Raw genomic sequence first — 26,987 nt, 5'->3', positions numbered from 1 at the left:
TCAGAGTGAGTTTGGCACTGTCAAGCGTCAAGCGTCAAGCGCTTAACGTAAGTGACGTCAAGCGCTTGATGTCTTGCGGCAGGTGCGATGCGTCACTCCCGGCTACGATCGAGGTATGGAATCCGGCGAACAAGTACACGAGCTTCGGGGGCGCACCCCGCGCGTCACTGCGGCGATGGTGGCTGCGCGGGCCGGGGTCTCCACCGCAACGGTCTCCCTTGTGGCCAACGGAAAGACCCAGGGGCGGGTCTCGGAGGACAACATTTCGCGGGTCCGGGAAGCCATTGCGGAACTCGGCTATGTGGTGGACAGTATTGGCAGTTCGCTAGCCAAGGGCATCAGTTCGATCGTCATTCTCGTGGCGCCGGACATCTCCAACCCTTTCTTCGCCAACGTCATTGCAGGTGTCCGCGGCGCGCTCGGCGCCGAATACCAGCTGCTGCTCTCCGTCACGGACGCCGGGGAGTTCCCGCGCGTCGACGACGTCCGCAGGCTCCTGGCTTTGCGGCCGGCCGGGCTGCTCGTAGATGCGCCCAGCGCGGAGTTCCTGGAGGATCTTTCCGTCGCTGGGCCTCTCGTTCTGCTGGACGCCCCCGGCTTGGAGTCCTTCGCCCCCTCGGTGAATCTCGACGTCGGACACGGCGCCCGCCTGCTGGCCCGGCACCTGGCGGACGCCGGACACAAACAAGCGGCGTACATGGACAGTGTGACCGGCACGGCGACCTTCGATATCCGGCGGGCGGCATTCCTAGAGGAGTCCGCGGCGCTGGGCATCACCGTGGCCACGGACCATGTCATCGGCACCACCATTGACGTCGGCGCCGCCGCCGGCGCGTTCGCCGCGGCGTGGCCGGATTGGCAGCGGGACGGTGTCACCGCCGTCGTCTGCGCCACCGATACCCATGCCTACGGCGTGCTGCAGGAAGCCAGGGTGGCCGGCGTCCGCATTCCGCAGGAACTGGCCGTGGCAGGCTTCGATGACCTGCCCTATTCGGCCACGTCCAACCCGGGCCTGACCAGCGTCCACCTTCCGGGCGACGCCCTCGGGGCCAGGGCCGGCGAACAGCTCCGCAGGGTCATGGAGGGCAAGGGCTTGGAACAGCACCAGCTGATCCTCCAGGGTTCACTGATGGTCCGCGGTTCCACGGAACCGGCCAGCACCTAGAGAACCGGACCGAGCCCACCCACGAACATCTCACCCGAGGAGTTGTCAGCATGACCAACGCAGACGCCCTGACCATCCACAATGCCCGGATCTTTGACGGACATTCGCCCGAGCTGGCGAGCGGATCCATCCTGTTCCGGGACGGGATCATCCAGGAGACCGGCGACGTCATCCCCGAAGGTGAGGTGATCGACGCCGGCGGCCGCGTCGTGGTGCCAGGGCTCATCGATGCCCACTTTCACGCGTACGCCGTGGGCTTGGGCGGCCTTGAGGTTGAGCGCTCGCTCCTGAGCTACACCGCACTGGTGGGGGCGCGCCGCTTGGGCGCCGCCGTGCGGCGGGGATTCACGACCGTCCGCGATGTGGCCGGCGGGGACAGCGGGCTGGCCCGGGCCATCCGCAGCGGCCTGGTCACGGCTCCGAGATACTACTACACGGGTCCGGCCCTCAGCCAAACCGGTGGCCATGGCGATCCCCGGTCCGCGGATCTGGATGTCTGCTTCGATCACGGTCACATGTGCGCCGTGGTGGACGGGGTGGACAACCTGCGCCGGGCAGTTCGTGATCGGTTCCGCACGGGAAGCCACGCCATCAAGATCATGACTTCCGGAGGCGTGGTCTCCCTGACAGATCCCATCCGGCTGCCGCAGTATTCAGCGGAAGAAGTCCGGGCGGTGGTGGACGAGGCCACCCGGCGCAAGAGTTACGTGGCGGCCCATGCGTATTCACCCGAGGCAATCAGGCATTCCGTGGAAAACGGGGTACGTTCCATAGAACACGGGAACCTCTTGGACCGGGACACGGCGCAGATGATGGCCGAGCACGGGAGCTTCCTCGTGCCGACGCTTGCCGCCTACGACGCCATGAGCCGAAGGGGAGCTGCAATGGGCCTGAACCCCGTTTCCCAGGCCAAGAACGCCGAGGTGCTTGAGGCCGGCAAAATTGCTGTGGAACTGGCCCTGCAGGCCGGAGTCAAGGTGGGCTTCGGATCCGACCTGATGGGGGACCTTGAGGATGATCAGCTTGTCGGCATTCGGCTGCAGATCGAGGCGGCAGGCGTCTTGGAGACGCTGAGATCCCTTACCTCAGTAAACGCAGAGCTCCTTCAGGACCCAAGCATCGGGAGCATCGGCGCTGGAATGGCGGGCGATGCCGTGATTCTGGACGGCGACCCCTTTGTGGACCCGGCAGTTCTCTGGGACCACAACAGGTCGAGGACTGTTATCCACGACGGGCGCATCATTCGGTGACCCTGGAGATGCCCGGGCGGGCTCAGGAGGGCCGGCGTTAGGGGAGCTCGCGGGGCAGAAATCTCGTTGTTTCTTAAAGCAATACAACTGTTGACTAGTGAGCAACTTCACAGTTACAGTTGCGAAACCGAAAAGCCGCCGGAAGGCGGACTCGAGATCTCCAGCTGGAATGGATGGCGCGCGCGAACCGCAGCTGTCACTTCTCCTTCTCTCTTCACTTCTTCTCGCTTCACTGCGTCACACGCACCGCACCCCGCCACGCCCGCAATCCTGCACGCCCTCTTTTGGCGTGCCCGCGTCCATGAGAGGCACTTCCCCCATGACAGCATTCCGTTCCACTCCCTTTGACCGCAGGCAGCTCCTCAAGGCGGCAGCGCTGACGCCATTTGCGGGTCTGGCGCTCTCCGGCTGCGCGGCGAAGCCCGCCGAAAGTGCCGCTGCCAACAAGACGGTGACCGTCACGTCCTATGGTGGCTCGTACAACGACCAGCTGACCCAGACAATCCTGGACCCGTTCTCCAAGCAGTCGGGGATCCAGACGACACTGCTGGCCAACACCTCCCTGGCCGCGCTCAAGGCCCAGGTCCAGTCCGGCGACGTGCAGTGGGACCTCGTGGAAATCACGGCGCCGGAGTATGAGGTGGCCGTGGCCGAGGGGCTGCTGGAGAAGTTCGACTACGACATCATCAGCGACAAGGGCCTGCCCGGATACGCGAAGGCTGAATACGGCATCAAGTACCTGAGCTTCCTGTTTGTCATGGCCTGGGACCAGAAGGTCATTTCCGACGCGCAGGCCCCGAAAGACTGGGCCCAATTCTTCGACCAGGGCAAGTACAACACCAAGCGCTCGGTGTACAACCAGCTCTCCGACAGCTCCGTCCTGGAAGCCGCGCTGCTGGCCGACGGTGTCCCCTTCGACAAGATCTACCCGCTCGACGTCGACCGGGCCCTTAGGGTCCTGGGCCAGCACCCGGGCAAGGACCGGCTTCTGTACCACGCCGCCAACCAGGAGCCCATCCAGCAGCTCACCTCCGGCGAGGTCTCGCTCTCCACCAGCTTCAACAACCGCATTAACGCAGCCCGCAACGACGGCGCGAAACTGAACTTCTCCGCCGAAAACGCCGTCCTCGCCGGCGACTACTTCGTGGTTCCGAAGGGCGCCAAGAACAAGGAAGCGGCCTTCAAACTGATGAACTTCATGTCCAACGACGCCGAGGCCGGCGCGGCGTTCGACAAGGTCACCAACCTGACCCTGGCCAACACCCCGGCGCTGTCCAAGCTGCCGAAGGAAATCGCCGACACGCTCCCCACCAGCCCCCGACTCGCGGACAAGATCCTGGTCCGCGACGACAAGTGGTGGTCGCAGAACCTGAAGAAGACCGAGCAGCAGTTCAAGCTCTGGCAGGCCAGCTGACATGAGCAACGCAACCCTCGAACGGCCCCGGCCGCGGGGCCGCGGCGCGCCTGCCTCCGCCGAGACAGCACCCCGACGGCGGCGCAGCGGCTGGTGGCTGCTGCTGGCTCCGATCCTTGCCTTCGACGTCGTGCTGTTCCTGACGCCGCTGGGCAAACTGGTCGGCGCAAGCTTCGCCGACAACGCCTACCAGCGGGTCCTCGAGGACCCGCTGGTGATGCGCGCCCTGGTCAACACCCTGACCATCAGCCTGGCCAGCACCATTGTCACCGTGGTGCTGGGCTACATCATCGCCATGGTCCTGTGGCGGGCCGGCAACGTCACCCGGGTGATCCTGTTCGCCGTCGTACTCCTGCCGTTCTGGACCGGCATCCTGGTGAAGAACTTCGCCTGGGCGGTCCTGCTCCAGGACAACGGCATTGTGAACGCCTTCCTGCAGGGAATCGGGCTGACCGGTGCGCCGATCCCGTTGCTGCACAACCGGTTCGCCGTGATCGTCGGCATGGTGCACTGCCTCCTGCCGTACGCGGTGTTCCCGATCTTCTCCTCGCTGACATCGATCGATGACCGGCTCGGGCTCGCGGCCCGCTCCCTTGGCGCGCGGGAAGGATCCGTCTTCCGCAGGATCACGCTGCCGCTGAGCATGCCCGGCATTTCCGCGGCCGGGCTGCTGGTCTTCATCATCAGCACAGGCTTCTTCATCACCCCGGTGGTGATGGGCGGGCCCGGCGACATGATGATCGCCAACCAGATCGACTACTACGCCCGACAGCTCACGGACTTCTCCGGGGCCGCTGCGCTGGCCGTCATCCTGACGGTCATGGTCAGCATCCTCGTGGCCGTCTACCAGCGCGTCCTCAAGGCAGGAGGCCAACATGAAGACAACTAATCCACAGCACCGGCTGCTGGCGCTTCTTTCCATCCCGGCCTTCCTGTTCCTCGTCATTCCGACGGCGATTGTGGTGCCGGTCGCGCTGAACGACAGCCGCTACATCACCTTCCCGCCGGAGGGAATCTCCTTCGCCGCCGTGGCCGGATTCTTCGCCGACCGGGCCTGGACCTCCGCCCTGACGGCCAGCCTGCAGTCGGCGGCGATCGCCGTCGTGATCGGCGTGCTGCTGGGCGCCACCGCGGCGATCGGCCTGCACGGGCGCAAGTTTCCCGGCCAGCCCGCCGTGGTGGGTCTGATCCTCGCGCCGATGATCGTGCCGACCGTGGTGCTGGCGCTGGCGTTCTACCAGTTCTTCATCTCGATCGGCATGGTGGGCAGCATCGTCCCCATCGGCCTTGCGCACGCCGTGATCGCGACTCCCTATGTGTACCTGACCACCCGCGCCAGCCTCGCCGGGCTCAACCCGGCCCTGGTCCGGTCGGCGCAGAGCCTCGGGGCCGGACCGCTCTCCGTCCTGCGGCACGTGTATCTGCCCATCATCCTGCCCGGCCTGATCTCCGGGGCGCTCTTCGCGTTCTCGGTCTCCATCGATGAGACGGTGATGTCCCTGTTCATGCAGTCCCCGGGGGCCACCACGTTGCCGGTGAAGATGTTCACGGATATCCAGTTCAACCTGACCCCGAAGATCGCGGTGTCCTCCGCCCTGCTGGTCAGCGTCGCCACCATCGGGCTGCTGCTCCAGGTCTTGTTTGTCCTCAAGCGCCGCTCTTCAACCCGGATGCTGCCGCTGGCCGTGTCCGCACAAACGTAAGGAAAGTCGATGACCGCATCAGTGATTTCCGCGGGGCCCATTCCCGGCACGGGCAGGGCCGCCCAGGGCGCCATTGAGCTCCGCCAGGTCAGCAAGCACTACGGCGACGTCGTTGCCGTGGACGAACTGGACCTGACAGTCCAGCCGGGGGAGTTCGTGACCCTCCTGGGCCCCAGCGGCTCCGGCAAGACGACCACCATGATGATGGTGGCGGGGTTTGAAGAACACACCGCCGGAGCCATCCTCATTGACGGCAAACCCGTGGACATGCTGCCGCCCCGGGACCGCAATCTCGGTGTCGTGTTTCAGAACTACGCCCTGTTCCCGCACATGAGCGCGCTGGAAAACGTGGAGTTTGCGCTGCGCATGAGGAAGGTGCCGCGCGCGGAACGCCGCCAGCGCGCCGAGGAAGCTCTCGACCGTGTGGGACTGGGCAAGATGGGCGGGCGCAAGCCGCGCCAGCTCTCGGGCGGACAGCAGCAGCGGGTGGCGCTGGCCCGGGCACTGGTCTTCAACCCGGCGGCCCTGCTGCTGGATGAGCCGATGGCAGCCCTGGACAAGCGCCTTCGCGAGCAGATGCAGGAGGAGATCAAGACCCTGCAGAAGGGCCTGGGCATCTCCGTGCTGTTCGTGACGCACGACCAGGACGAGGCCATGGCCATGTCGGACCGGATCGTGGTGATGCGGGACGGGAAGATCGTGCAGTCCGGCCCGCCGGAGGAGGTGTACAACCATCCCATGACCGACTGGGTGGCCAGCTTCCTGGGCGACACCAACCTCATCCCGTGCACCATCGTGGAGCGCAACGGCGAGGAAGCCGTGGTGGACCTCGGCGGACTGGGTATGGCAAAGGTCCGGGACCGCGGGGCAAGCGGTGAGAACTACGCCGTCTCCATCCGCCCGGAGCACCTCAAATTCAGGACACGGGCCGCGGCGGGCAACGGATGCGCCGCGACCCTGGTGTCCTCCACGAATCTTGGCGCCACGGTCCGCCACCGCCTCACTGCCGGCGGCCACGACCTCCAGCTCCGTGAGCTGAGCTCCGACAGTGTCGCCGGGATCCGGCCGGACGAGGAGCTGTGGGTGGGCTGGGACGCGGACAAGGCCCAGCTGCTGGTCCTGGAGTCCTGACCGCCGGATGCTGTGACGGCCGGGCCGGTTCCGGCATCCCTCCGCGGGACATGCCCTCCTCCGGCGCCCAGGGATGGACATATGCCCACTATGTCCATCCCTGGGCCGCGCCGGGGGACAAGTCCATTCCTGAGAGAGGGACATGTCCACTGCTGAGCGCCGGCAGGGGGCATGCCCTCGGCCGGACACGTTGACTCTGGCCGGCAGTACTCAGCCGAACTCTTTGATGAAGTCCAGGGCGGTTTGGGCGACCTCAGGCCAGCCGTGATCGATCGTGAGAGAGTGGCCGCGGTCCGGCAGCTCCTTGATTGCCGTGTGCGCCGAATTTCTTTTTTGACGCTTGTAGGACGCATTGGCGATGGCCCACGGCACGGTGTGGTCTTTCTCCCCGGAGATGATCAGCAACGGCCCCCGATCCGGATTCTTCGTGTCGACCTTGGCCTCGGTGAACGGGTTGAGGTTTGCGGTTGCAGCCTGGAACAGAGGCACGCCAGAGGCCGCGACATGAAAGGTGTCAAACAATTGACGGGCTTCGTCCTCGTCCAGGGCATTGGCCCAGCCGAAACGGAATTCGTCAAAAGTCAAAGACACTGCACGCTTTGCGTTGGCGGGATTCGCGATCACAGGCGCTGCTGACTTTAAGGCGGAGGCCGGCAGCGGCAGGACTCCCCGGAACGGTGCGGGATCGATCGCCACCGTGACTGCGGCGGCTCCGGTTCCGGCGATCCTCTGGGCGATGAGTCCGCCGAAGGAATGCCCCACGACAGCGGGCTTGATGGTGAGCTGGCCAATCGCGTCGAGGTAGTGGTCCGTGACTTGCCTGACCATCTTCTTGGCAAAGACCTCCGGGTCGCGTCTGGCCTCATCGACGCTTTCGGGATCATCGGGCCACGTGGGGGCGAGCGTGGTGTAGCCGTTCTCCTCATACAGGGCCCGCCACCGGTCCCAACTGCTGGACAGGAGCCACAGTCCGTGGACGAAGACGACGGGTTTGAGGCCGGAAGCGTTCGCCCGGTCCACCTGCTGTTGCTCGAGGTTCGTCATATCAGCCATGGCGCTCATCCGTTCGCGTGTGCATCGCGGGTCGTCGGTGGGGGACGCGGGGACGTCCTCCCGCAGGCACGAGTATGCCTGCGGGGCATGGCGAAGGCAATGCCTTTGCTGAATACCGGCACGGGCTGCGGGCCACGTGGCACCCGGGGTACGCCTTGCCGGTCAGCGACGCGGAGTGCAGCCATGGTTTGCGGTCCGCCACGCGCACCGGGCCCCAAACCCGTGGCTTGTCAGGACCGGCCCTACAATGGTCTCGATGATGCCAGGACATATAGCAGCTGCTGACGGAAAGAACGTGCTGAGCATCAGTGCGGGCATCATCACATCCGTCTGGCAGCCGGGCACGTTTGTTGATGTCGACGATGCCAGGGACGCGATGCTGGCCGTAGCGCAGATCAGCGGCGGAATACCGATGCCGATGCTCTCCGAAATGACGGACGTGGAGATCAGCGCGGCCGCCAGGTACGAGTTCGCGCAGACAACAGGGGTTCTGGCGATTGCCGTGCTTGGATCGAGCACAGTGGATCGTGTGATCGCGGCGGCCATGAGCCGGCACACCCGCTACCCCCACGAATTCTTCACGTCCCGGGACGAGGCCATGGCCTGGCTGAACAACTTCACCTCCAGCGGCCAGTCCGGTGGATACACGGACGGCATATCCGCCCTGGCGTGACAGTGCCGGCCTGCCCCGGTTAGGCCTTGTCCACCGTAAAAGCCGCCCCGGCCTCCTTGACTTGCTGGTTGGTCGCGGCCCAGCTGGCCAGCAGCCGCAGCGCATCTTCCGACGCGGAGCCGGGCTCGGCGTTGTAGACCAGCAGGGACAGCCCGGCGTCGGCGGAGACGTCCATTGCCTCGTACATCAGGTGGAGATCCCCGACCACCGGGTGGTGCAAGTGCTTGAGCCCGGTGTAGTGCTGGCGCACGTTATGCGCCGCCCACAAGGTGCGGAATTCCTCGCTCCGCGTCGATAGTTCCCCGACCAGGTCGGTCAGCCCGCGGTCGTAGGGGTCCCGGCCGGCCTCGGTGCGCAGGATCGCGACGGTGTCGCTCGCCGCACGGCCCCAGTCCGGGTAGAAGCTGCGCGATCGTGCGTCCAGGAAGATGAACCGGGCATGGTTGGCCGGGCGGGCCGGACCCGCGTACATGTCCGTATACAGGGCATGGCCCAGCGGGTTGGCCGCAAGGATGTCCATGCGTCCGTTCCGCACAAAGGCGGGCGCGTTGGCGATGGCGTTCAGCGTCAGCTGAACGCTGCGCCGGACGGACTCCGCGGGACGGGGACGACGGCGGGTCCGGCTGCCCGGGGCCGCTGCCCGGGCCAGATCGAAGAGGTGGGCCCGTTCGGCGTCGTCGAGTTGCAGGGCCCTGGCCACAGCGTCCAGCACCCCCTCCGAAACGCCGGACAGGTTTCCCCGCTCCAGCCTCGTGTAGTACTCGACGCTGACGCCGGCCAGCATGGCGACTTCCCCGCGGCGGAGTCCGGGGACCCGGCGTTTCGCGCCGTAGATCGGCAATCCCGACTCTTCGGGGGTGATCTTGGCCCGGCGCGAGGCAAGGAACTCGCGGGTCGCCTCTCGATTATCCATGCCATCAACGTTAGGCCTTTGGGCTCTCTGAGGGAGGCCCTGCCAGTACCCCTATCAGCAGGGACTCCCTCACGGCTGCGTTACCGGGTTTGATGGATGGTGTTCCGTTGAACAACCCCCAACGATCAACAAGCAGGAGATTCATTGCCTACCGTCAACGCTTACGCATCACCGTCCGCGACCGAGCCGCTCGCCCTCACCACCATCGAGCGCCGCGACGTTGGACCGCACGATGTCCTGATCGAGATCAAGTACGCCGGGATCTGCCATTCCGATATCCACACTGTCCGCGGCGACTGGGGCCCGCAGACCTATCCGCTGGTTCCCGGCCATGAAATTGCCGGCATTGTCACCGAGGTGGGCACGGCCGTGACCAAGCACGCCGTCGGTGACCGGGTCGGCGTCGGCTGCATGGTCAACTCCTGCGGCGAGTGCGTCAACTGCCAGGCCGGCGAGGAGCAATACTGCCTCGCCGGGAACACCGGCACCTATGGCGCCGTCGACCGTGACGGCACCATCACCCAGGGCGGCTACTCCACCCACGTCGTTGTGACCGAAGATTTCGTGGTCACCATTCCCGAGGGCATCGAGCTCGACGTCGCCGCGCCGCTGCTGTGCGCCGGCATCACCACCTACTCGCCGCTGAACCACTGGGGCGCGGGTCCCGGCAAGAAGGTCGCGATCGTCGGACTCGGCGGACTCGGCCACATGGCGGTCAAGATCGCCCACGCCATGGGCGCCGAGGTCACGGTCCTGTCGCAGTCGCTGAAGAAGCAGGAAGACGGGCTGAAGCTGGGCGCGGACCATTACTACGCCACGAGCGACGAGAACACTTTCACGGACCTTGCCGGCACTTTTGACCTGATCATCAACACGGTCAGTGCCGCGATCGACATCAGCTCCTACCTGCAGCTGCTGACCCTCGACGGCGCACTGGTCAACGTCGGCGCCCCCGCGGAACCGCTCCCGGTGAACGCGTTCGCCCTGATCATGGGCCGCCGTTCCTTCGCCGGCTCGATGATCGGCGGCATCCGGGAAACCCAGGAAATGCTCAACTTCTGCGCCGAGCACGGCCTGGGCGCCGAAATCGAGGTCATCCCGGCCGCGAAGATCAACGACGCCTACGAGCGCGTCCTGGCCTCCGACGTCCGCTACCGCTTCGTGATCGACACCGCGACCCTGAATTAGGACGCAGGAGCGCACGAAGAACCCCGGGAGTGGGCGGACGCGGCCTCCGGTCGCGCCCGCCGCCCGACAAAACACCCTGTGAGGAAATGACAGTGGAGATCCAAGCCAGGAAGCCAAGCGTCAAGGGACCGGCGCAGATGTTCACCGGCGACGTCTGGTTTGACGTCGTCGCGGCCCCGCAGCCCGAACCGTCCCGCATGCGCGTCAACGCGGTGCACTTTGCCCCGTGCGCCCGCACGGCCTGGCACTCGCACGCCGTCGGACAGACCCTGCACGTCACCGAAGGTGTCGGCCTGGTCCAGGCCCGCGGCGGCGAAGTGACCGAAATCCGCCCCGGCGACACGATCTACACGCCGCCGGGCGAATGGCACTGGCACGGGGCCGCGCCGGACCATTTCATGACCCACCTCGCGATGTGGGAAGCGCCCGCGGAGGGCGCGGAGTCCGAGTGGGGTGACCTCGTGACCGACGAGGAATACAACGGCGCCAAGTAGCACGACCGCCAGGCAGTTAGCGCGGCTGCGCTAAAACATCCGGCGCTGCCGGTGCGGGGCCAGCCCGGGGGACTGGCCCCGCACCGGCACGCCGGGCACCGCGTGGGCTATTGCCCGGGGGCCCGGTACGACGGCGTCTTCTTGGCTGCCGCGTCGAGATCCTCTGCTGACATGAGCGGTTTCATGTGCAGGTTTACGGCGCCGGTGGAATTGATCATCAGCGACAGGGCGACGGCGTTGGCCTGGTCGGGGATATCGAAGACTCCGACGACGTCGGTCTCCCCGAAGGCGTAGTAGAAGCTTTCCAGTGAGCCGTCCACCGATTTGAGGGCTTCGACAACGGCATCACGCCGTTTGGTGCCGCCCTCACGCATGAGTCCCTTGATTCCGTCGCCGACGTAGTTCGCTTCGAACAGATATTTGCTCATCGTTTTTCCTATCCTGTGTTCGCCCAGGACATCGGCATCCGAACGTGTGCCCGCTCCCAACGATGGAAGGTCCGAGGCTGGCCCCAGAGTGGGGGTCTGCCCACATGCTAGGCCTTCCACTTCACCCTTACAACGGTTCATTTGCGGCCACAACCGGGCTCCGGGCGGTCCGGCACTACCGCCGGCCGGAGGACAGGAACATAATCGGCGTATCAACCCGTACGGACAATGGAGGCGATCGACGTGTCTGTTTATACGCTCGGAATCTGGCTGGTGCATCCCGGCCGCGAGAACGATTTTGTGCAGGCCTGGCGGGATCTGGCCAGGAAGACGAAGGAAGACTTTCCCAACGCCAAAGCCGTGCTGATGCACGATCGCGACGTCAAGAACAGGTTCATCAGCACCGGCCCGTGGGAGTCCCTGGAACAGATTGAACAGTGGCGGGATTCTGCCCTGTTCAAGCAGGGCCTCGAGGCAATGAAGGACATGCTGGAGCATTTCGAGGCGCGCACCCTGGACGAGGCCGCGAGCATCGGGTGGGATGCGACCGATATGTGAATTTACCGGGAACCGGGTCGCCGCCGGCTGCGCGGCGCGCGTTCCCGCGGCTAAGCGGCCTGCAGCGCCTCGAGTACGGCGGCCAACAGGACATCGTTCCGGCCCCAGACGGGATCGAAGATTTCCACATACCAGGCATCCGCCAGGACCAGGGCCAAGGTCTCATTGGTCTCGGCTGCCCAGTCCCTGAGCTGGTCCTCCCCAACGGGCCCCTCGCTGCTGCCGAGCAAGGTCGCGACGTCGTCGTCCTGTACGGTCACCGGGATGGAGACGCTGCTCGCCTCACCGGGGTCGTGGACGACCGTCACCAGACCGGTCCTTGCGGACAGGGCCAGGAGTGCCGTCGCCGCCTCCGGGCCGCAGAAGGCCGTCACGTAGGCGCGCTGCGCGTGGCCCCCGGCCTGAACGCCCGGCTGCGATTCCTTGGTGAAGAGCCCGTTGCGGTTCAGCCGGGCGAGCTCTCCGGCGATGGCCGCGGTCTCCTCGTCGAACCCGGGCGCGAAGACTCCCGGCTGGTATTGGCTGTTGCCCTCCAGCCAACGGGCGGTCAGTTCGCCGGCCGCCGGGATGGTGGAGGCCTGCCGCCAGACTTCGCGGTCCGCGAGAAGCCGGCCGAAGCTGTCCCGTTCCGTCGTGAACCTGGCCTCTGACATTTAGGCCTCCTGTGCTGTGGGGTGCGGGGTGGACTGCGCCGTGAGATGTGGGGTGGGGTGCGTCTGCGGGGCGTGGTGCTGCAGGAGGACGGACAACCGTTCGCAGCTGATCCGCAGCGCCTCCAGTTCACGCCGGCTGTAGTCCTCGATGATCGCACGGATCCGCTCGGTGAGGTGCTCGTCGTCGACCTCGAACTCATGGTTCAGCGTGACCACGGAGAGCCCGTCCGCCGGCAGGATCGCCCAGTCGCCGCCGAGCTCCCGGAACGGGGGCTCGAGGTCCAGCTGGTGGAACTGGGCGCGGTGGCTGGCGGTGTCAAAGACGCGCCAGCAGTGGCTTGAACTGAGTGAGCCGTTGGACACCACGGACGTGCGCAGCTCGTGGCCGGCGTCGTCGCCGCTGACGCGCTCCGAGTACACCGTCAGGCCCTCGAGGTAGGGCCAGTGTGAGGCGTCGCGCAGCATGCTGAAGACAAGGTCCGCCGGGGCGTTGATGCCGAGCCGGTGCGTGGTCCGGTGCGTTTGCTGGTGCGTGCTCACTGACAAGTTCACCCCTCCTGTGTCGTGCTGTCACCTTGCAGGTCTTCTATGCAGGCTAGGCCAGTTGCGGCCTGCCGTGAACAATTCCGTCCCGTCGCGTCACGCAGGGCAATCTTCGGTAACACAGGGCGTCCGCAGGCAGCGTCCGCGGACGCCGGATGAACGGGTATTACCGCCTGTATCCCTTGGTTTCACCCGGTTTCACGGCGCTTTGACCGGCTCTCCCGGGCCCCGGATAGTTGCTGGCACCAGCACCATTTCAGTCCACTCTCAAGGGGAGAACATGTCCAGTCTTTCGCTTAAATCAGGCGCCGCGGTCGCGTTGGCGGCCACCACTGTCCTGGGTCTGGCGGCCTGCTCCGATCCCGGCGCCGCCGCTGCCGGCGGCCCGTCGGCAGCGGCGTCGTCGTCCACCGGGGTGAAGCAGTTCAACCTCTCGCCGCAGCAGGACCGCGTCAAGGCCACGGTGGATGCCGCGGCCGCCGCGCTCGTCCCGGAAGCCATTAAGAAGGACGGGAAGCTGACCGTGGCGGTGAGCCCGTTTGCGGCGCCGCTGGCCGTTTACGCCACCGACAACAAGACCCCGGTGGGCAACGAGGTGGATATCGCCGTCGCTCTGGCCGAGTCCCTGGGCCTGGAGGCAGACATTGTCCCGACGGCCTGGGCCGACTGGCCGCTCGGCGTCGATTCCGGCAAGTACGAGGCTGTGCTCTCCAATGTCACCGTCACGGAGGAGCGCAAGCTCAAGTTCGACTTCGCCAGCTACCGTGAGGACAAGCTCGGCTTCTACGCCAAGGCGGACAGCAGCGTCACCAAGGTCGAATCGGCCCCGGACGTCGCCGGCAAGCGCGTGATCGTCGGTTCCGGCACCAACCAGGAGGCAATCCTGCTGCGCTGGGATGAGGAGAACAAGAAAAACGGCCTCAAGCCCGTGGAGTTCCAGTATTACGACGACGACTCCGCCTCCCAGCTCGCCATCCAGTCCGGACGGGCGGACCTCACGTTCGGCCCCAACGCCACGGCGGCCTACAAGGCGGCCTCCGACGCCAAGACAAAGCTCGTCGGCCTGGTCGACGGCGGCTGGCCGCTGAAGGCCAGCATCGCCGTCACCACCAAGAAGGACAACGGGTTTGCCGCAGCGGCCCAGGCCGGACTGAACCATCTGATCCAGGACGGAAGCTACGCCAAGATCCTGGACCGCTGGGGGTTGTCCGCGGAAGCCGTCGCGAAGTCGGAGCTGAACCCGGCGGGCCTGCCGAAGCAGTAGCCCGCCCTAAATCCAACGCGGGGTCACATCGCGCCCATCCCGGAGAGGATTATGGGCGCGATGTGACCCCGCGTTGGTTGTCTGAACGGTGCCGAAAGCCAACGAATCCCCGCCGGGAACGTCTCCGGCGGGGATTCGTTGTGCCTGCGTGGTGAAGCAGCGGTGATCGTCTAGGCCTGTGCCGTGACCGAACCTGAATCGATGCCGGCCTCGACGCTGGCACCTGTGCGCACCGGCACGGCCAGGCCGAGGTTCTCCCGCAGCGTGCTACCCGCGTATTCCGTGGGGTACACGCCGCGCTCCTGCAGTTCCGGGACGAGGTGGTTGACGATGTCGTCGAGGCCGGACGGGATCAGCCACGGCGAGATGTTGAAGCCGTCGACGGCACCGGTCCGGGCATACTCGCTGAGCCGGTCCGCGACCTCGGTGTACGAGCCGGTGAAGGTGGAGTCGCCCCGGCTGGTCTTGGCCGAGACGAATTGGCGGATGGACAGGCCCTTCTCCGTGGCCTCGGCCCGCCACTGGTCGGCCAGCTGGCGTGCCTTGGCGCCGTGGAATCCGCTGCCGCGCGTTTCGGAGGTTTCTTCGACCACGGGGTCGATGTCCGGCAGCGGGCCGTCGGGGTCGTAGCCCTGCAGTTCCCGGCCCCAGAACTGTTCGAGGTACGCGATGGCCTGCTGCGGGCCGATCTGCAGACTGCGGACCCAGGCCTTCTTTTCGAGGGCCTCCCGCGGCGTGGCGGCGAGGATGAACTCGCTGGCTGGCATGATCTTCACGTCCTGGGCGCCGCGGCCGGCCCGGAGGGTGCGCTCCACGATGTCGCGGCGGAACTCCAGGGCGTCATCGAGCTGCGGGTGCGCGGAAAAGATGACGTCCGCCTGCCGGGCGGCGAAGTCCCTGCCCGCGGGCGAATCCCCGGCCTGGAACAGCACCGGCCGGTACTGGGCGCTGCGCGGCAACCGCGGGGTGACGTCGACGGTGTAGTGCCGGCCGGTGTGGCGCACCCGCCGGACCGCGCCCTCCGCCGACCACCGCTCGGCGGAGGCTGAGCCCGCGACGGCGCCGTCGTCCCACGCGTCCCAGATCCGCTTGGCGGTTTCCACGAAGGCCTCGGCGTGGGTGTACCGGTCGGCGTGGTCCAGGTAACCGCCGCGCCGGAAGTTGGCGCCGGTCCAGGCGTTGTCCGTGGTGACGATGTTCCAGGCGGCGCGGCCGCCGGACAGCAGGTCCAGCGTGGAGAGCCGGTGCGCCAGGTCTGCGGGGTCGTTGTACGTGGTGTTCTGGGTTGCGACCAGCCCGATCTTGGTGGTCACCGCGGCCAAGGCGGCGAGGGCGGTCTGCGCGTCGGGACGGCCGGCGACGTCGAGCGCGTGCGGGCGGCCAAGATGCTCGCGCAGCCGCAGGCCTTCGCCGAGGAAGAACGCCGCGAACAGGCCGCGCTCGGCGGTTTGGGCGATGCGCCGGAACGATTCGAAGTCGGTCTGGGAGCCGGACTCGGTCGCCTTCCAGACGGTTCCGGAGTTGACGCCCTGGAAGAACACGCCCAGCTGGAGCTGACCAGAGGGGATGAACCCGGACGCGGTGAATTCAGCGGCGGGGTGGGTGCTGTGGCTCATGGTGGGCTCCTTAGTTTTCCGCGCCGGGGGCGCTGGATGCGGCGGCGTAGCGGCTGGCTGGCCGTGCCAGCCCCAGCTGATCGCGGAATGTGGCGTCCGGGCTGGTGGGGGCGAGGACCCCGCGCCGGCGCAGTTCGGGCAGCACCAGCCGCGTCAGTTCCTCAAGATCCGTGTCCAGCACGGCGGGGTGCAGGCGGACCCCTTCGGCCCAGGCCAGCACCTCGGTGAGCAGATCGGTAAGCCCGACCGCCGAGCCGATGAACTGTGCGCGCGGGCTCTGCCACGGGGTGTGGCCGTTCAGCCCGGCCAGCCGCTGGGCGGCGGCCTGGCCGCGGGAGTCCAGCACGACGTCGAGCTCGGCGATCAGCGCAGGACCGTTACCGCCGGCGGCGAGTCCTGCGCGCGTCGCCGCGAGCTCGGCGGCCAGGAGTCCGGGCGTCGGGGCCGAGACCAGGAGCGCGTCGGCTGCCCCGGCCGCGACGGCCTCCGCGGTGAGGAGCCCGGCCGGGGCCAGTACGGGCAGCTGGCCCTGGGGCGGCCGCGGAATGATCAACGGACCCTTGACGGAATAGCTGCCGTTTTCGACGTCGATGTAATGCAGCTTGTCGACGTCGAGGTAGCGCCCGGTGGGGACGTCGCGGATCACGGCGTTGTCCTCCCAGGAGTCCCAGAGCCTGCGGCTGACCTCGATCGAATCGGCGGCCTCGCGGGCGAGCCGGTCCCCGCGCAGGGTGTCGCGTCCGACGGCGGCGGCATCGGCCGCGCTTGATGAAGCGGATACCAGCCAGCCGGCCCGTCCGCCCGAGACATAGTCCAGGCTGGCGAGCTGGGTGGAGATGTGGAACGGCTCGGTGTAGGCGGTGTCCACTTCCGGAATCAGTGCGAGGGAGCGGGTCACGGGGCCGGCGAACGCGGCGCGCTGCAGGGCGTTGAGCCGGGCCGCGGCGTCCGGGTGCCCGGGGTCCGGCAGGCCGGGGTCGGAGAACGTCGCCGCGTGGAATCCGGCGGACTCGGCGGCGAGCACGGCGCCGCGGAGGTGTTCCGGGCCCAGCACGGCTGCCGGGGCCGTCCGGGAAACCCGCCACGCGGCCGGGTGGCTGCCGGCGCCGTCGAGCTCCAGCAGGAGCAGGCCGTGTTCGCGGGGGCCGTTCTTGGCGGGATGGGTGCTCATGATGCGTCCTGTCGTTCGTGGGGGATCTGTTCGCCGGCCTCGATGGGCACCGGCAGGCGGTTCTCGGCCGGCGGCAGCGGGCACGTGGCGAGGTCTGTGTAGGCGCACGGCAGGTTCACCGCCCGGTTGAAGTCGAGCCAGACCGTGCCGTGGGCGCCCGGAGCCGCCACGGTGAGCGAGCGGTTGGCCGCGTAGGTGCTTTTGCCCGAGGTCGCGTCCGTGAAAAGGACAGACAGCGTGCCCGGAGTGTGGCCGTTGAATGCGGTGAGGCTCAGGTCCTTGCCGCGGAGCCGGAAGTGGATTTCCCCCGGGGCCTCGTAGACGTGGTGGATTCCTTCGACCGCCGCGCCCACGGTGGTGGGCCGCGGTTCGGCGAACGGGACGAATATTCCTGAAATGGCATATTCAGGGGTGGGGGCGTAGGCGGGCGTCCCGCGGTAGCCGGTGAGCAGGGGGTTCAGGGGATGCCGCGGCCGCACGACATAGCGGCCGCCGCGTTTGGCGAGCTCGATCACGGTATGGCCGGCGCCGGCATCCTCCACCCGCAGATTCAGGCCGTCGCGCTCGGGGATGGGGCCGAGGAACACTGTGGCTCCGGTCCCGTCGGCGTTCAGTTCCCGCCCGTCGCGAAGGACGCGTTCGCCGGCCCCCAAAGCCAGGCGGACTGCGCCGTCCTCGACGCTCCAGGTGCCCGGCGCGCCGTCCAGCCGGGCGGGCGCGGCATCGAGCCAATGCAGGTGCGTAACGGCGAGGAAGCCGTGGGGGTCGGCGCGGTGGCGTTCGTGCGCGGCATGCCAGTCCGCCCAGGCGGCTTGGAATTCATTGTCGGGACGGCGGTCGGGACGAATGTCAGGACTGCCGTCGGTGTCAGTGGGCGTGGACATGAGAGCTCCTGTGGTGGGTGTGGTCGGCCGTGACGCGGGCGGCGGCGTCGGTCTCAGTTGTGCCGGCGAATGCAGGCCGGCCGGCGTGCGGGTCGCCGTCGGCCCAGAGCGTGGTGGGCGCGGCGGCGCGGACGGCCGGAATGATTTCGAGGGCGAAGCGCTCGAGGATTTCCAGCTGCTGGGCGAAGGGCAGTGTGGTGGGCAGCGAGATGGACTGCAGGTCGTGGCCGTAGAGCGCGTGGTAGCTGAGGATCTTGTCGATCACCTGCTCCGCGCTGCCCACCAGGGCCGGACCGTCGGCGACGGCGTGGTCGATGTCCCGGTAGGGGGAGTTGTTGCCGGGAACGTTCCGGCCGGTCGTGAAAGCCTCGTAGACCGGGCCGAACTGCCGCTTGGCCTCCTGCGTGGTGTCCGCGATGAACACCCCGCCCGCGCCCGATCCGGAGCCCAGGTACTGGTGCCGGGGATCGTGGCCGTGGCGCGCGTATTCCTCGCGGTAGTGGTCAATGAGCACCTTGTAGTTTTCCCGCGGCTGGATCGCGTTGGCCGTGAACAGCGGATCGCCCCACTGCGCCGCCAGCGCCGCCGAGGCCAGGCTGGTGGCGGAGCCGTGCCAGACCCGCGGCGCCCCGGCGAAGGGCCGCGGCGTCGTGGTGGTGGGCTCCGTCAGCGCGGCGCGGAACCTCCCGGACCACGTGACGTTTTCCTCGGTCCACAGCTGGCGGAGCAGGGCATATTTCTCCGCGAGGAGCTCCCACTGGTCCGCCAGGTCCAGGCCGAACAGCGGGTACTGCAGCACCTCATTGCCCTTGCCGATCACCAGTTCCAGCCGGCCGCGGCTGAGCTGGTCGATCGTGGCGTAGTCCTCGGCGACCCGCACCGGGTCCAGCACGGACAGCACCGTCACGCCGCTTTGCAGCCGGATCCTGGTGGTGACGGCGGCGATGGCGGCGAGCACGGTGGTGGGGGAGGAGGAGATGAACTCACCCGCGTGGCGTTCCCCGACGGAGAAGCTGTCGTAGCCGAGGCCCTCCGCCCGGCGCGCGGTCTCCACCACCTGGTTGAGCCGGTCCGCGGTGGAGACGATCTCCCCGGTGACCGGGTTCTTCAGGTGCGGGATGATGTCGAGGACCTGGAACCTCACTGTGTTTTCCCTGTCTGGGTCTTCCCTGCAGGGGCTGGCCCGAAGTTGCCCTCAGTGACGGTCGTGGACTCGGGAAGGGCTTCCTCGGAAAGTCCCCAGCGGTCCAGGACCTTGGCGTAGGAGCCGTCCTTGATCGCGGAGTTCAGGGCGTCCGTGATGGCCGGGGCCAGGCCGTTGCCCTTGAGCGTGGTGGCCGCGACCAGGGTCTCGGACGGCCAGCCGGCGTTGACCTTGCCCACCACCTTGAGGTCGTCGCGGGTGTTTTCCCGGTACGTGACGGACGGGTAGGGCGCGAGGTTCAAGTCGGTGCGGCCGGAGGACAGCGCCAGGATGGTGTCGGCGTCGGAGGAGTAGTACTGCAGCACCGCGGGCGCCTTGCCCTTGGCCTCGAGCTCCTTGTTCCAGGCGATCAGGATCTTCTCCTGGTTGGTGCCCGAGCCCACCGAGATCTTCAGCCCGGAGATGTCGTCCGAGCCCTTGATGTTGTAACCGGAGCTCTTCTTCGCCTCGAAGCCCATGTACGCGGCGCGGTAGCTGGAGAAGTCGAAGAGCTTCACGCGGGCGGCGTTGATGCCCACATTGGAGAACACGGCCTCGAAGTCGCCGGACTGGGTCTTCAACGGCCAGTTCTCCCAGGAGGTCACCTGGACGTCCAGGTCCAGGCCCAGCTTGTCCGCGACCAGCTGGGCCAGGTCCACCTCCACGCCGATCGGGGTCTTGTCGTCCGTGGCGTGGAAGGACAGCGGAATCGCGCCCGCCGTCGTCGCGACGGTCAGCTTGCCGTCCTTGCCGATCAGCGCGGGGACCTTCGCGGCCAGGGATGCGTCCTTCTCGGCCCGGATCCGCTGCTGGTCCGGCGAGGTGTTGTAGACGACGCCGTTGCGGGCAGCCGTCGTCGCCGGCTGCCCGCCGGACGCGGCAGATGCGCCGGGATCCGCGCAGCCACTCAGGGCCACGGTGCCGGACAGGGTGCCGATGAGGACGACGGCGGGAAGCGCCGCACGCGTCCGCCGGGGACCAGTACTCGCGCGGGCGGTGCGGAGGGCGGAGCTCATTGCCATGGGGTTCCTTAGATGTTGAAAGCGGGTTCGATGACTTTGGAGAAGAAGCTCCGGGTGCGAACTTCGCGCGGGTTGGTGAAAATTTCCTGGGGTGTGCCTTGCTCGACGATCTGGCCCTGGTCCATGAACACCACCGTGTCGGCGACGTCGCGGGCGAAGCCCATCTCATGCGTGACGATGATCAGCGTGGTGCCGGACTTGGCCAGCCCGCGGATGACGTCCAGGACCTCGTTGACCAGTTCCGGGTCCAGGGCCGACGTGGGCTCGTCGAAGAGCAGGATCTTCGGGTCCAGGGCAAGCGCCCGGGCGATCGCGACGCGCTGCTGCTGGCCGCCGGACAGCTGGCGCGGGTAGGCGCCGGCACGGTCCTTCAGGCCCACGCGGTCCAGCAGTTCCAGCCCGCGGTCGCGGGCCTCGGTCTTGGAGAGCCGGGGTTTTCCGGTCCGCGGCGCGACGATCGGTGCCTCGGTGACGTTTTCCAGCGCGGTCAGGTGCGGGAAGAGGTTGAAGTTCTGGAACACCATGCCGATCTCGGTGCGCTGCTTCAGGATGTTCTTTTCGCGCAACTCGTGGAGCCGGCGCCCGCGGACCTCGTAGCCCACCAGCGTGCCGTCGATCGCGATGAACCCGGCGTCGACCTTTTCGAGGTGGTTGATGGTGCGCAGGAGGGTGGATTTGCCGGATCCGGACGGTCCGACGATCACGGCGACACCCCCGGGCTCGACCGTCAGCGTGATGCCCTTGAGGACTTCCGCGGCGCCGAAGGACTTGCGGACCTTCGTGATCTCGACAAGGCCGCGGGTGGTTACGGCGTCCGTGGCAGCGGCCGCGGACGGGGTCTGGGTGGTCGTACGGAGTGCGGTGCTCATCGGGTGCCCCTTTCCTGGTTCGATTCCCGGGCGGCGGGCGTATGGATGGCGAGGAATTTGCGGGCCTTCTGCAGCGGGGTCAGGGGCAGCGTGCGGACCGCGCCCTTGGAGTAGTGCCGCTCGATGTAGTACTGGAAGACGCTCAGGACCGAGGTGATGACGATGTACCAGAGCGTGGCCACGAGCAGCAGCGGCAGGACCTGCTGGGTGCGGTTGTAAATGACCTGGACGGTGTAGAACAGCTCGGAATAGGCCAGGACGTAGACGATTGAGGTGCCCTTGACGAGGCCGATCACCTCGTTGAAGGCGGTGGGGAGGATGGCCCGCATGGCCTGGGGGAGGACGATCCTGGTGGAACGCCGCCAGGCCGGGATGCCCAGGGCGGTTGCGGCCTCGAGCTGGCCCTGGTCCACGGACAGGATGCCGCCGCGGATGATCTCGGCGGAGTAGGCGGCCTGGTTCAGGGTCAGGCCGAGGACTGCAGCGGCGAACTGGCTGATCAGGGTGGTGGTCTGGGCTTCAAAGAAGCGCACGTCCGTGAAGGGGAGCCCCAGGCTGATTTTCTCGTAGAGGTAGCCCAGGTTGTACCAGAGCAGCATCTGCACCAGCAGCGGCGTGGACCGGAAAATCCAGGAGAACGTCCAGGAGACGGAGACCAGCAGGGGCGACGCGGACAGCCGCATCAGCGCCAGGATGAACCCCAGGATGAAGCCGAGCGCCCCGGAGATCGCCGTCAGTTTCAGGGTCTCCAGCAGGCCGTTCACGATCGACTGCGCCGTGAACCACCGCGCCACCACGCCCCACTCCCAGCGCGGGTTGGTGGCCAGCGACCAGGCAATGCCGGCCACGCCCACGGCGACGACGGCGGTGCCCACCCAGCGCCACGGATGGCGGGCCGGGACCAGCCGGTAGTCGGCGTAGTCGGTTGCGGCCTTGCGGCCCACCGAACCGGAGCCGACAGTTCCGGCCGGTGCGGTCTCGCCGGCGGGTACGGGTCCTGCGGGCCGGACCTCCGCGGTCTCGGGTGCGGATTCGATGCCGGCGGACGCCGGCTCCGGGGAGGACTGTGCCACCGGGGTTGCTGTTGAACTCATGCGCCACCTCGCTTCTTCCAGTTGCTGTGGGGGTAGTTGGCTGCCAATCTAGGGCCGTGCGAAAACGCGCGGCAAGGCGGCAGGTTGCATACGTTCACGCAGGTTCGCACGGCGTCACACGACGAATTCTTGCCTCGATTTACGCCGCATTACGCGGGGTGAACGGCCGTGACCGGCGCCTCGACCGGCTCCATTTCGGGTGCCTAGCATGAGGGCTCCGCACCCGAGCCAGGAGACCGTCATGCCAGTGAATGCCCCATCCGTGGTCCTCATCGGCGGCGGCCCGCGCGCGGCCGGGCTGCTGGAACGCCTCGCCGCCAACCGGCCGGAGCTGCTCGACGGCGCCCTGCAGATCCACGTCGTGGAGCCGCACACCCCGGGTGCCGGCAGGATCTGGCGTTACGAGCAGCATCCCGGGCTGATGCTCAACTCCGCGGCGGCGGACGTCACGATGTTCACGGATGCCTCCGTCCAATGCGAGGGACCCGCGGTCGACGGCCCCGGCCTGGCAAAGTGGGCCGCCGGGGTCCTGGACGGGTCCATCGCGGATGTTCCGGAGCTGCCGGCGGAACTCCGGCGCCAGCTGGCCGCCCTCACCGGTGCCACCTTCCCCACTCGGCAGCTGCAGAGTGTCTACCTGGAATGGTTCTTCCGCCGCTCCGTCGCCGCCCTTGGACCGGACACCACCGTCACCGCGCACCGGGACACGGCGTCCGCCGTCGAGCCGGTGCAGCATGAAGCCGACCAAGGTCCGGAACGCTACCGCGTCCGGCTGGCCGGCGGCGCGGTACTGCACGCCGACGTCGTGATCGCCTCCCTGGGGCACACGGATGCGCTGCCCAATGAGGAGTCTGCGGCGTGGGCAGGTTTTGCCGCCCGGCACGGCGCGTTCCACGCGGCGCCCAGCTACACCACCGACGTCGACTACTCACCCCTCGCCGCCGGCCAGGACGTGATTGTCTCCGGCATGGGCCTGGCCTTCGTGGACCTGCTGGTCCTGCTCATGGAGGGCCGCGGCGGCAGATTCGAGGAGCTGCCAGGCGGCCGCCTGCGCTACGTGCCCTCCGGTGCCGAGCCGCGGCTGTGGGCCGGCTCCCGCCGCGGCGTGCCCTACCACTCCAAGATCACGTCCGCCCTGCGCGGCGACGCAGCGGGCGAGCCGGCGTTCTTCACGGCCGACGCCGTCACGGCGCTGCTGGATGCGCCTGGCGAGGTGGACTTCCGCGCCCAGCTGTGGCCCCTGATCGCCAAGGACGCCGGTTACGCGTACTACCGCGAGCTGTTCACCGGCTACCCGGAACGGGTCCGGATCGGCTGGCGGGAATTCGCCGAACGGTTCGCCGCTGCGGACTGGTACAGCCAGGAGCGCCGGCGGCTCGTCGCCGGGTCCGTCCCGGACGCAGGGCTCCACCTGGACCTCGAACGGCTGGACCATCCCTTCGCCGGCCGCGTTTTCGCCGGCCACGCAGACTTCCAGTCGGCGGTGGCAGCGTACATTGGCCGCGACCTTGAGCTGCGCACCGGGCCGGACCATTCGGAAACCCTGGCCCTGTTCACTTCCTTGCTGAAGTCCTACATGGACCTGGGCCGGCTGGTGCCGTCCGAGCGGCTGAACGCACGGTCGCAGCGGGAGGTCCAGGGCTGGTGGCACGGCTTCTTCAGCTTCGTGGATTCCGGGCCGCCGCCGCGCAGGCTGCGGGAGATGCTGGCGATCCACCGGGCCGGTCTGCTGCAGTTCATTGGCCCGGGACTGGAGATCGAGGCCGCGGAGTACTCGGGCCGGTTCGTCGCCCGCTCGGCCCAATCCGGGATCAGCGTGTCAGCGCCGGCCCTGATCGAGGCCCGGCTCCCGGCGCCGTCGGTGGCCCGCTCCGCGAACCCGCTGCTGCGCCAGCTGCACGCCTCCGGGCTCGGCACTGAACAGCAGCTCCTCACTGCCGACGGCACGCACGCGACCGGACGGCTCCTGGTGTCCGCCCACAACGAGCTCATCAGTCCGGTGGGGGAGCGGCGCGAACGGCTGTTCGGCGTCGGGCCCGGTACTTCCGGCTGGGGCGCCGGCGCCTTCGCCCGGCCCGGCACCAACGCCGCGCCGTTCCGCGAAAACGATGCCCTGGCCCGGCGAGTCCTGAACCTGCTGGCGAACCCCAACAACGGCCCGGCCGACAGCGGCCTGGCGAACAACGATCAAACGGACGCCGGCCGGGCGGTGCCGCAGGCCGCCGCCGGCGGAAAGGATCCGTCATGACCCCGTCCCCACTACACACCCCGCCCGTGGACACCGCCGCGCTGACGGTCCTCAATCTCCCCATGAGCGATCCCAGGGTCCGTCCGCTCCTGGACGAGCTCGCGCTCGAATACGACACCCGCTACGGCAGCCTCTTTGGCCGCGGGGCCGCCGCGGAGGAACTCAACCGTTACCCGGCCGAGGAATTCGCCGCGCCGGGCGGGGCCCTGCTGATTGTGCGCGAGAACGGCGAATCCGTGGCCGGCGGCGCGTTCCGCCGGCACGGCCCGCAGACCGCCGAGTTCAAGCGGATCTGGACGCATTCAGCGCACCGCCGCCGCGGACTGGCCCGGTTTGTCCTTGCCGAGCTGGAGGCGCTGGCCGGCCGTCGCGGCTACCGGAAGGTCTACCTGACAACCGGCCCGCGCCAGCCGGAGGCGAAACACCTCTACCTGAGCACCGGTTACGAGGCACAGTTCGATCTCTCCGCCGACCCGGAAACCATCGGGCCGCTGGCATTCACCAAGGACCTGCCCGCCGCAAACCCCGCCGCGCTGCTTGGTCGGCGTCGGCCGGGAACCGGCGCTTCGGGCTAGAGTTCACACAGGGGGTCTGCCCTAAAACAACGTTTTCACGAGCCGCCGCGGACCCGCGGAGAAACAGCCGGGAGTCATCAGTGCGGCCTGGATCCAAGCCCACCATCCGCGATGTCGCGCAGACGGCCGGGGTCTCCCTGACCACCGTCTCCTATGTGCTCTCCGGCCGCTCCGGCGGTACCACCCGGATCAGCGAAGCCACCCAGGACCGGGTGCACGCCGCGGTCCGTGAACTTGGCTATGTGGCCAACAGTGCCGCCCGGGGAATGCGCCGGGGCCGGACGGAGCTGGTGGCCGTGGCCGTCCCGGACCTCGAGCAGCCCCGGGACAGGGCCATCGCCACGGTGCTGGCCAGGATCCTGCCGGAGCACGGCTACCAGTCGGTCATCCTGCTGGGCGGGAACTGGCGGCAGTTCATGCTCTCCGGCGGAGCCGACGGCGTGATCCACACCAGCGCGCCGACGACGGACGACGATTCCGGCGCCATGGCAGAGCCCGCTGGCCGCGGCACGCCCCACGTGTTCATCACGGACGACGCCGGGCCCGGCAGCCTTGCTGTCCAGGGCGGACACGAGGTGGTCCCCGCCGGCACGGACACCCCCGAGATCCTGGCCGGGCGCGCCGTCATTCTGCTGCTGGCACAGTTGCGGGGTTAGGCACCTTAGGCTTTCAGCGCGGCCTCCGGTGCTGCGTCCTGGGTTGCGGCCTCCCGGAGGGGACGGCGGGCCAGCCACGCGGCCACGATCGCGCCGGAGACGTTGTGCCACAGGGAGAAGACCGCAGACGGCAGCGCCGCCAACGCGCCGAAGTGCGCGGTGGCGAGGGTGGCGGCCAGGCCGGAATTCTGCATCCCGACCTCGAAGGCGAGGGCCCTGCGCGCCTTGTCATCCAGGCGCCCCAGCTTGCCGGCCAGGTAGCCCAGACCCAGGCCGAAGCCGTTGTGCAGCACCACGGCGAGGAACACGATGCCGCCCGCGGCGACGATCTTGCTGGCGCTGCCGGCCACGACAATCGCGACGATCAGGGAAATCACGACGGCCGAGGCCCACGGCAGCGCGGGCAGGACCTTGGCCACGAGCTTCTTGAGGAAGAGGCGGGCCAGCAGTCCGGCGATGACCGGCAGGAGGACGGTCTTGACGATGTCCTGGACCATGCCCCCGGCGTCGATGTTCAGGTACGAGCCGGCCAGGAACAGCACCAGCAGCGGCGTCACGATCGGCGCGATCAGGGTGGACACGGAGGCGACGGCCACGGACAGGGCGACGTCGCCCTTGGCGAGGAACGCCATCACGTTGGAGGCGGTGCCCGACGGCGCGCAGCCCACCAGGATCAGGCCCACCGCAAGCTCCGGCTCGAGGTGGAGGCCGACGGCGATCAGCCAGCCGGCCCCCGGCATGATGACGTAGTGCGCCACAATTCCCAGGGCCACGGCCCAGGGCCGCTTGGCCACCGACGCGAAATCGGGCGGCGTCAGCGTCAGGCCCATGCAGAACATGATGATGCCCAGCAGGAAGGGCACGCTGGGGGCGAGGGGTTTGAACGCGCCGGGGAGCAGGAAGCCGGCGAGTCCGGCCACCACCACAAGGACCGGGAAGACCGTCACCGCGATGCGGGCAATCTTTGCCTCGGCGGCGAGGGCGGGATTGGCCGGGACGTCGGCGGCAGTGCCCGCGTCCCGGGCGGTATTCGAAGTTTTAGTTGCCTCAAGCATCCAAGAATGGTGCCACCGGCGTCCACGGGGTGGCCACTTCGTGACCACCTGTCGGACAAATATGTCAGATTTTTATGCCGCCGTGCGGCCGTGCGGGCGGGAATCCGACGGGTAGGGTTCATTGCGTGGGTGAGCCCGAAAAGGCGAACTCCCCACCCCGGCGCGACGCAGCGCCCCACCTTCC

27 protein-coding genes are annotated in these 26,987 nt (G+C 67.8%); 14 read left to right on the top strand and 13 right to left on the bottom strand.

Going from position 1 to position 26,987, the window contains the following annotated elements:
- Positions 1 to 115 precede the first annotated feature (115 nt).
- From AC1DFR_RS11370 to AC1DFR_RS11345, 6 genes are all read left to right on the top strand, one after another.
- Positions 116 to 1,165, top strand: coding sequence for a LacI family DNA-binding transcriptional regulator (locus AC1DFR_RS11370; protein ID WP_243178260.1), 1,050 nt, complete (start codon positions 116 to 118; stop codon positions 1,163 to 1,165).
- Between the two features lie 50 nt (positions 1,166 to 1,215).
- On the top strand, positions 1,216 to 2,415 hold the full coding sequence (locus AC1DFR_RS11365; protein ID WP_476870239.1) for a metal-dependent hydrolase family protein: 1,200 nt from the start codon (positions 1,216 to 1,218) through the stop codon (positions 2,413 to 2,415).
- A gap of 319 nt (positions 2,416 to 2,734) precedes the next feature.
- Positions 2,735 to 3,829, top strand: coding sequence for an extracellular solute-binding protein (locus tag AC1DFR_RS11360; RefSeq protein WP_018775012.1), 1,095 nt, complete (start codon positions 2,735 to 2,737; stop codon positions 3,827 to 3,829).
- A 1-nt stretch (position 3,830) separates the two neighbouring features.
- Positions 3,831 to 4,718: an ABC transporter permease gene (locus tag AC1DFR_RS11355; protein WP_476873346.1), complete on the top strand. Its 888-nt coding sequence runs from the start codon at positions 3,831 to 3,833 to the stop codon at positions 4,716 to 4,718.
- Positions 4,705 to 5,532: an ABC transporter permease gene (locus AC1DFR_RS11350; protein WP_026539571.1), complete on the top strand. Its 828-nt coding sequence runs from the start codon at positions 4,705 to 4,707 to the stop codon at positions 5,530 to 5,532. Before AC1DFR_RS11355 ends, AC1DFR_RS11350 begins: the two co-directional genes overlap by 14 nt.
- A 9-nt stretch (positions 5,533 to 5,541) precedes the next feature.
- The gene (locus tag AC1DFR_RS11345) at positions 5,542 to 6,663 is read left to right on the top strand and encodes an ABC transporter ATP-binding protein (protein ID WP_476873345.1); all 1,122 of its coding nucleotides are present in this window, start codon (positions 5,542 to 5,544) and stop codon (positions 6,661 to 6,663) included.
- 210 nt (positions 6,664 to 6,873) lie between these two features.
- Here AC1DFR_RS11345 and AC1DFR_RS11340 read toward each other — a convergent pair whose 3' ends face one another.
- A complete protein-coding gene (locus AC1DFR_RS11340) occupies positions 6,874 to 7,716 on the bottom strand; it encodes an alpha/beta hydrolase (protein WP_476849961.1) in 843 nt (280 codons plus the stop codon).
- 256 nt (positions 7,717 to 7,972) lie between these two features.
- Here AC1DFR_RS11340 and AC1DFR_RS11335 point away from each other — a divergent pair, with 256 nt between their 5' ends.
- Positions 7,973 to 8,389: a DUF7793 family protein gene (locus AC1DFR_RS11335; protein WP_476849960.1), complete on the top strand. Its 417-nt coding sequence runs from the start codon at positions 7,973 to 7,975 to the stop codon at positions 8,387 to 8,389.
- Between the two features lie 19 nt (positions 8,390 to 8,408).
- Here the strand turns inward: AC1DFR_RS11335 and AC1DFR_RS11330 are convergent, their stop codons facing one another.
- Positions 8,409 to 9,302, bottom strand: a complete 894-nt coding sequence (locus AC1DFR_RS11330) for a helix-turn-helix transcriptional regulator (RefSeq protein ID WP_476873344.1) — start codon at positions 9,300 to 9,302, stop codon at positions 8,409 to 8,411.
- A gap of 144 nt (positions 9,303 to 9,446) precedes the next feature.
- Between AC1DFR_RS11330 and AC1DFR_RS11325 the strand changes: the two genes are divergently transcribed.
- Complete coding sequence (locus tag AC1DFR_RS11325) at positions 9,447 to 10,490, top strand: NAD(P)-dependent alcohol dehydrogenase (RefSeq protein ID WP_476849958.1); 1,044 nt, start codon at positions 9,447 to 9,449, stop codon at positions 10,488 to 10,490.
- Positions 10,491 to 10,576: 86 nt separating this feature from the next.
- Positions 10,577 to 10,984: a (R)-mandelonitrile lyase gene (locus tag AC1DFR_RS11320; protein ID WP_476856078.1), complete on the top strand. Its 408-nt coding sequence runs from the start codon at positions 10,577 to 10,579 to the stop codon at positions 10,982 to 10,984.
- A 107-nt stretch (positions 10,985 to 11,091) separates the two neighbouring features.
- On the opposite strand, the gene AC1DFR_RS11315 is transcribed toward AC1DFR_RS11320, so the two are convergent.
- A complete protein-coding gene (locus tag AC1DFR_RS11315; RefSeq protein ID WP_476849956.1) occupies positions 11,092 to 11,412 on the bottom strand; it encodes a GYD domain-containing protein in 321 nt (106 codons plus the stop codon).
- A gap of 228 nt (positions 11,413 to 11,640) precedes the next feature.
- Here AC1DFR_RS11315 and AC1DFR_RS11310 point away from each other — a divergent pair, with 228 nt between their 5' ends.
- Entirely contained in the window at positions 11,641 to 11,970 is a 330-nt protein-coding gene (locus tag AC1DFR_RS11310) for an antibiotic biosynthesis monooxygenase family protein (protein ID WP_028275943.1), read from the top strand.
- A gap of 50 nt (positions 11,971 to 12,020) precedes the next feature.
- On the opposite strand, the gene AC1DFR_RS11305 is transcribed toward AC1DFR_RS11310, so the two are convergent.
- Together AC1DFR_RS11305 and AC1DFR_RS11300 are read right to left on the bottom strand one after the other, a co-directional pair.
- Positions 12,021 to 12,623 (bottom strand): DUF6919 domain-containing protein, encoded by a 603-nt coding sequence (locus AC1DFR_RS11305; protein ID WP_476849955.1) that lies wholly within the window; start codon positions 12,621 to 12,623, stop codon positions 12,021 to 12,023.
- Positions 12,624 to 13,163: an SRPBCC family protein gene (locus AC1DFR_RS11300; RefSeq protein ID WP_476849954.1), complete on the bottom strand. Its 540-nt coding sequence runs from the start codon at positions 13,161 to 13,163 to the stop codon at positions 12,624 to 12,626.
- Between the two features lie 283 nt (positions 13,164 to 13,446).
- Here AC1DFR_RS11300 and AC1DFR_RS11295 point away from each other — a divergent pair, with 283 nt between their 5' ends.
- A complete protein-coding gene (locus tag AC1DFR_RS11295) occupies positions 13,447 to 14,430 on the top strand; it encodes an ABC transporter substrate-binding protein (protein WP_476849953.1) in 984 nt (327 codons plus the stop codon).
- Positions 14,431 to 14,600: 170 nt separating this feature from the next.
- On the opposite strand, the gene AC1DFR_RS11290 is transcribed toward AC1DFR_RS11295, so the two are convergent.
- Genes AC1DFR_RS11290 through AC1DFR_RS11260 form a run of 7 tightly spaced genes read right to left on the bottom strand, consistent with a single transcriptional unit; the run spans position 14,601 to position 22,269 of the window.
- Positions 14,601 to 16,046, bottom strand: coding sequence for an NtaA/DmoA family FMN-dependent monooxygenase (locus AC1DFR_RS11290; protein WP_476873343.1), 1,446 nt, complete (start codon positions 16,044 to 16,046; stop codon positions 14,601 to 14,603).
- A 10-nt stretch (positions 16,047 to 16,056) separates the two neighbouring features.
- Positions 16,057 to 17,217: an LLM class flavin-dependent oxidoreductase gene (locus AC1DFR_RS11285; protein ID WP_476873342.1), complete on the bottom strand. Its 1,161-nt coding sequence runs from the start codon at positions 17,215 to 17,217 to the stop codon at positions 16,057 to 16,059.
- The gene (locus AC1DFR_RS11280; RefSeq protein WP_476873341.1) at positions 17,214 to 18,101 is read right to left on the bottom strand and encodes a DUF1684 domain-containing protein; all 888 of its coding nucleotides are present in this window, start codon (positions 18,099 to 18,101) and stop codon (positions 17,214 to 17,216) included. The genes AC1DFR_RS11285 and AC1DFR_RS11280 overlap by 4 nt, the downstream gene beginning before the upstream one ends.
- Positions 18,085 to 19,245 (bottom strand): LLM class flavin-dependent oxidoreductase, encoded by a 1,161-nt coding sequence (locus tag AC1DFR_RS11275; RefSeq protein WP_476873340.1) that lies wholly within the window; start codon positions 19,243 to 19,245, stop codon positions 18,085 to 18,087. The genes AC1DFR_RS11280 and AC1DFR_RS11275 overlap by 17 nt, the downstream gene beginning before the upstream one ends.
- Complete coding sequence (locus AC1DFR_RS11270; protein ID WP_476873339.1) at positions 19,242 to 20,300, bottom strand: ABC transporter substrate-binding protein; 1,059 nt, start codon at positions 20,298 to 20,300, stop codon at positions 19,242 to 19,244. The genes AC1DFR_RS11275 and AC1DFR_RS11270 overlap by 4 nt, the downstream gene beginning before the upstream one ends.
- A gap of 14 nt (positions 20,301 to 20,314) precedes the next feature.
- Positions 20,315 to 21,175 carry an amino acid ABC transporter ATP-binding protein gene (locus AC1DFR_RS11265; protein ID WP_476859542.1) on the bottom strand — a complete coding sequence of 287 codons (861 nt, stop codon included), beginning with the start codon at positions 21,173 to 21,175 and terminating at the stop codon, positions 20,315 to 20,317.
- Positions 21,172 to 22,269, bottom strand: a complete 1,098-nt coding sequence (locus AC1DFR_RS11260) for an amino acid ABC transporter permease (RefSeq protein WP_476873338.1) — start codon at positions 22,267 to 22,269, stop codon at positions 21,172 to 21,174. The genes AC1DFR_RS11265 and AC1DFR_RS11260 overlap by 4 nt, the downstream gene beginning before the upstream one ends.
- 241 nt (positions 22,270 to 22,510) lie before the next feature.
- Here AC1DFR_RS11260 and AC1DFR_RS11255 point away from each other — a divergent pair, with 241 nt between their 5' ends.
- From AC1DFR_RS11255 to AC1DFR_RS11245, 3 genes are all read left to right on the top strand, one after another.
- Positions 22,511 to 24,517, top strand: a complete 2,007-nt coding sequence (locus AC1DFR_RS11255; protein ID WP_476873337.1) for an FAD/NAD(P)-binding protein — start codon at positions 22,511 to 22,513, stop codon at positions 24,515 to 24,517.
- Positions 24,514 to 25,092, top strand: a complete 579-nt coding sequence (locus AC1DFR_RS11250; RefSeq protein WP_476873336.1) for a GNAT family N-acetyltransferase — start codon at positions 24,514 to 24,516, stop codon at positions 25,090 to 25,092. Before AC1DFR_RS11255 ends, AC1DFR_RS11250 begins: the two co-directional genes overlap by 4 nt.
- Positions 25,093 to 25,172: 80 nt before the next feature.
- Positions 25,173 to 25,748, top strand: coding sequence for a LacI family DNA-binding transcriptional regulator (locus AC1DFR_RS11245; protein ID WP_476873335.1), 576 nt, complete (start codon positions 25,173 to 25,175; stop codon positions 25,746 to 25,748).
- 5 nt (positions 25,749 to 25,753) lie between these two features.
- Here the strand turns inward: AC1DFR_RS11245 and AC1DFR_RS11240 are convergent, their stop codons facing one another.
- Positions 25,754 to 26,803 (bottom strand): bile acid:sodium symporter family protein, encoded by a 1,050-nt coding sequence (locus AC1DFR_RS11240; protein ID WP_476873334.1) that lies wholly within the window; start codon positions 26,801 to 26,803, stop codon positions 25,754 to 25,756.
- Positions 26,804 to 26,987: the final 184 nt, after the last annotated feature.

It is taken from the genome of Arthrobacter sp. 05T410 (assembly GCF_056396505.1).
Note: the sequence above shows the minus strand (reverse complement) of the source record. Positions and strands in the feature narration are given on the sequence as shown.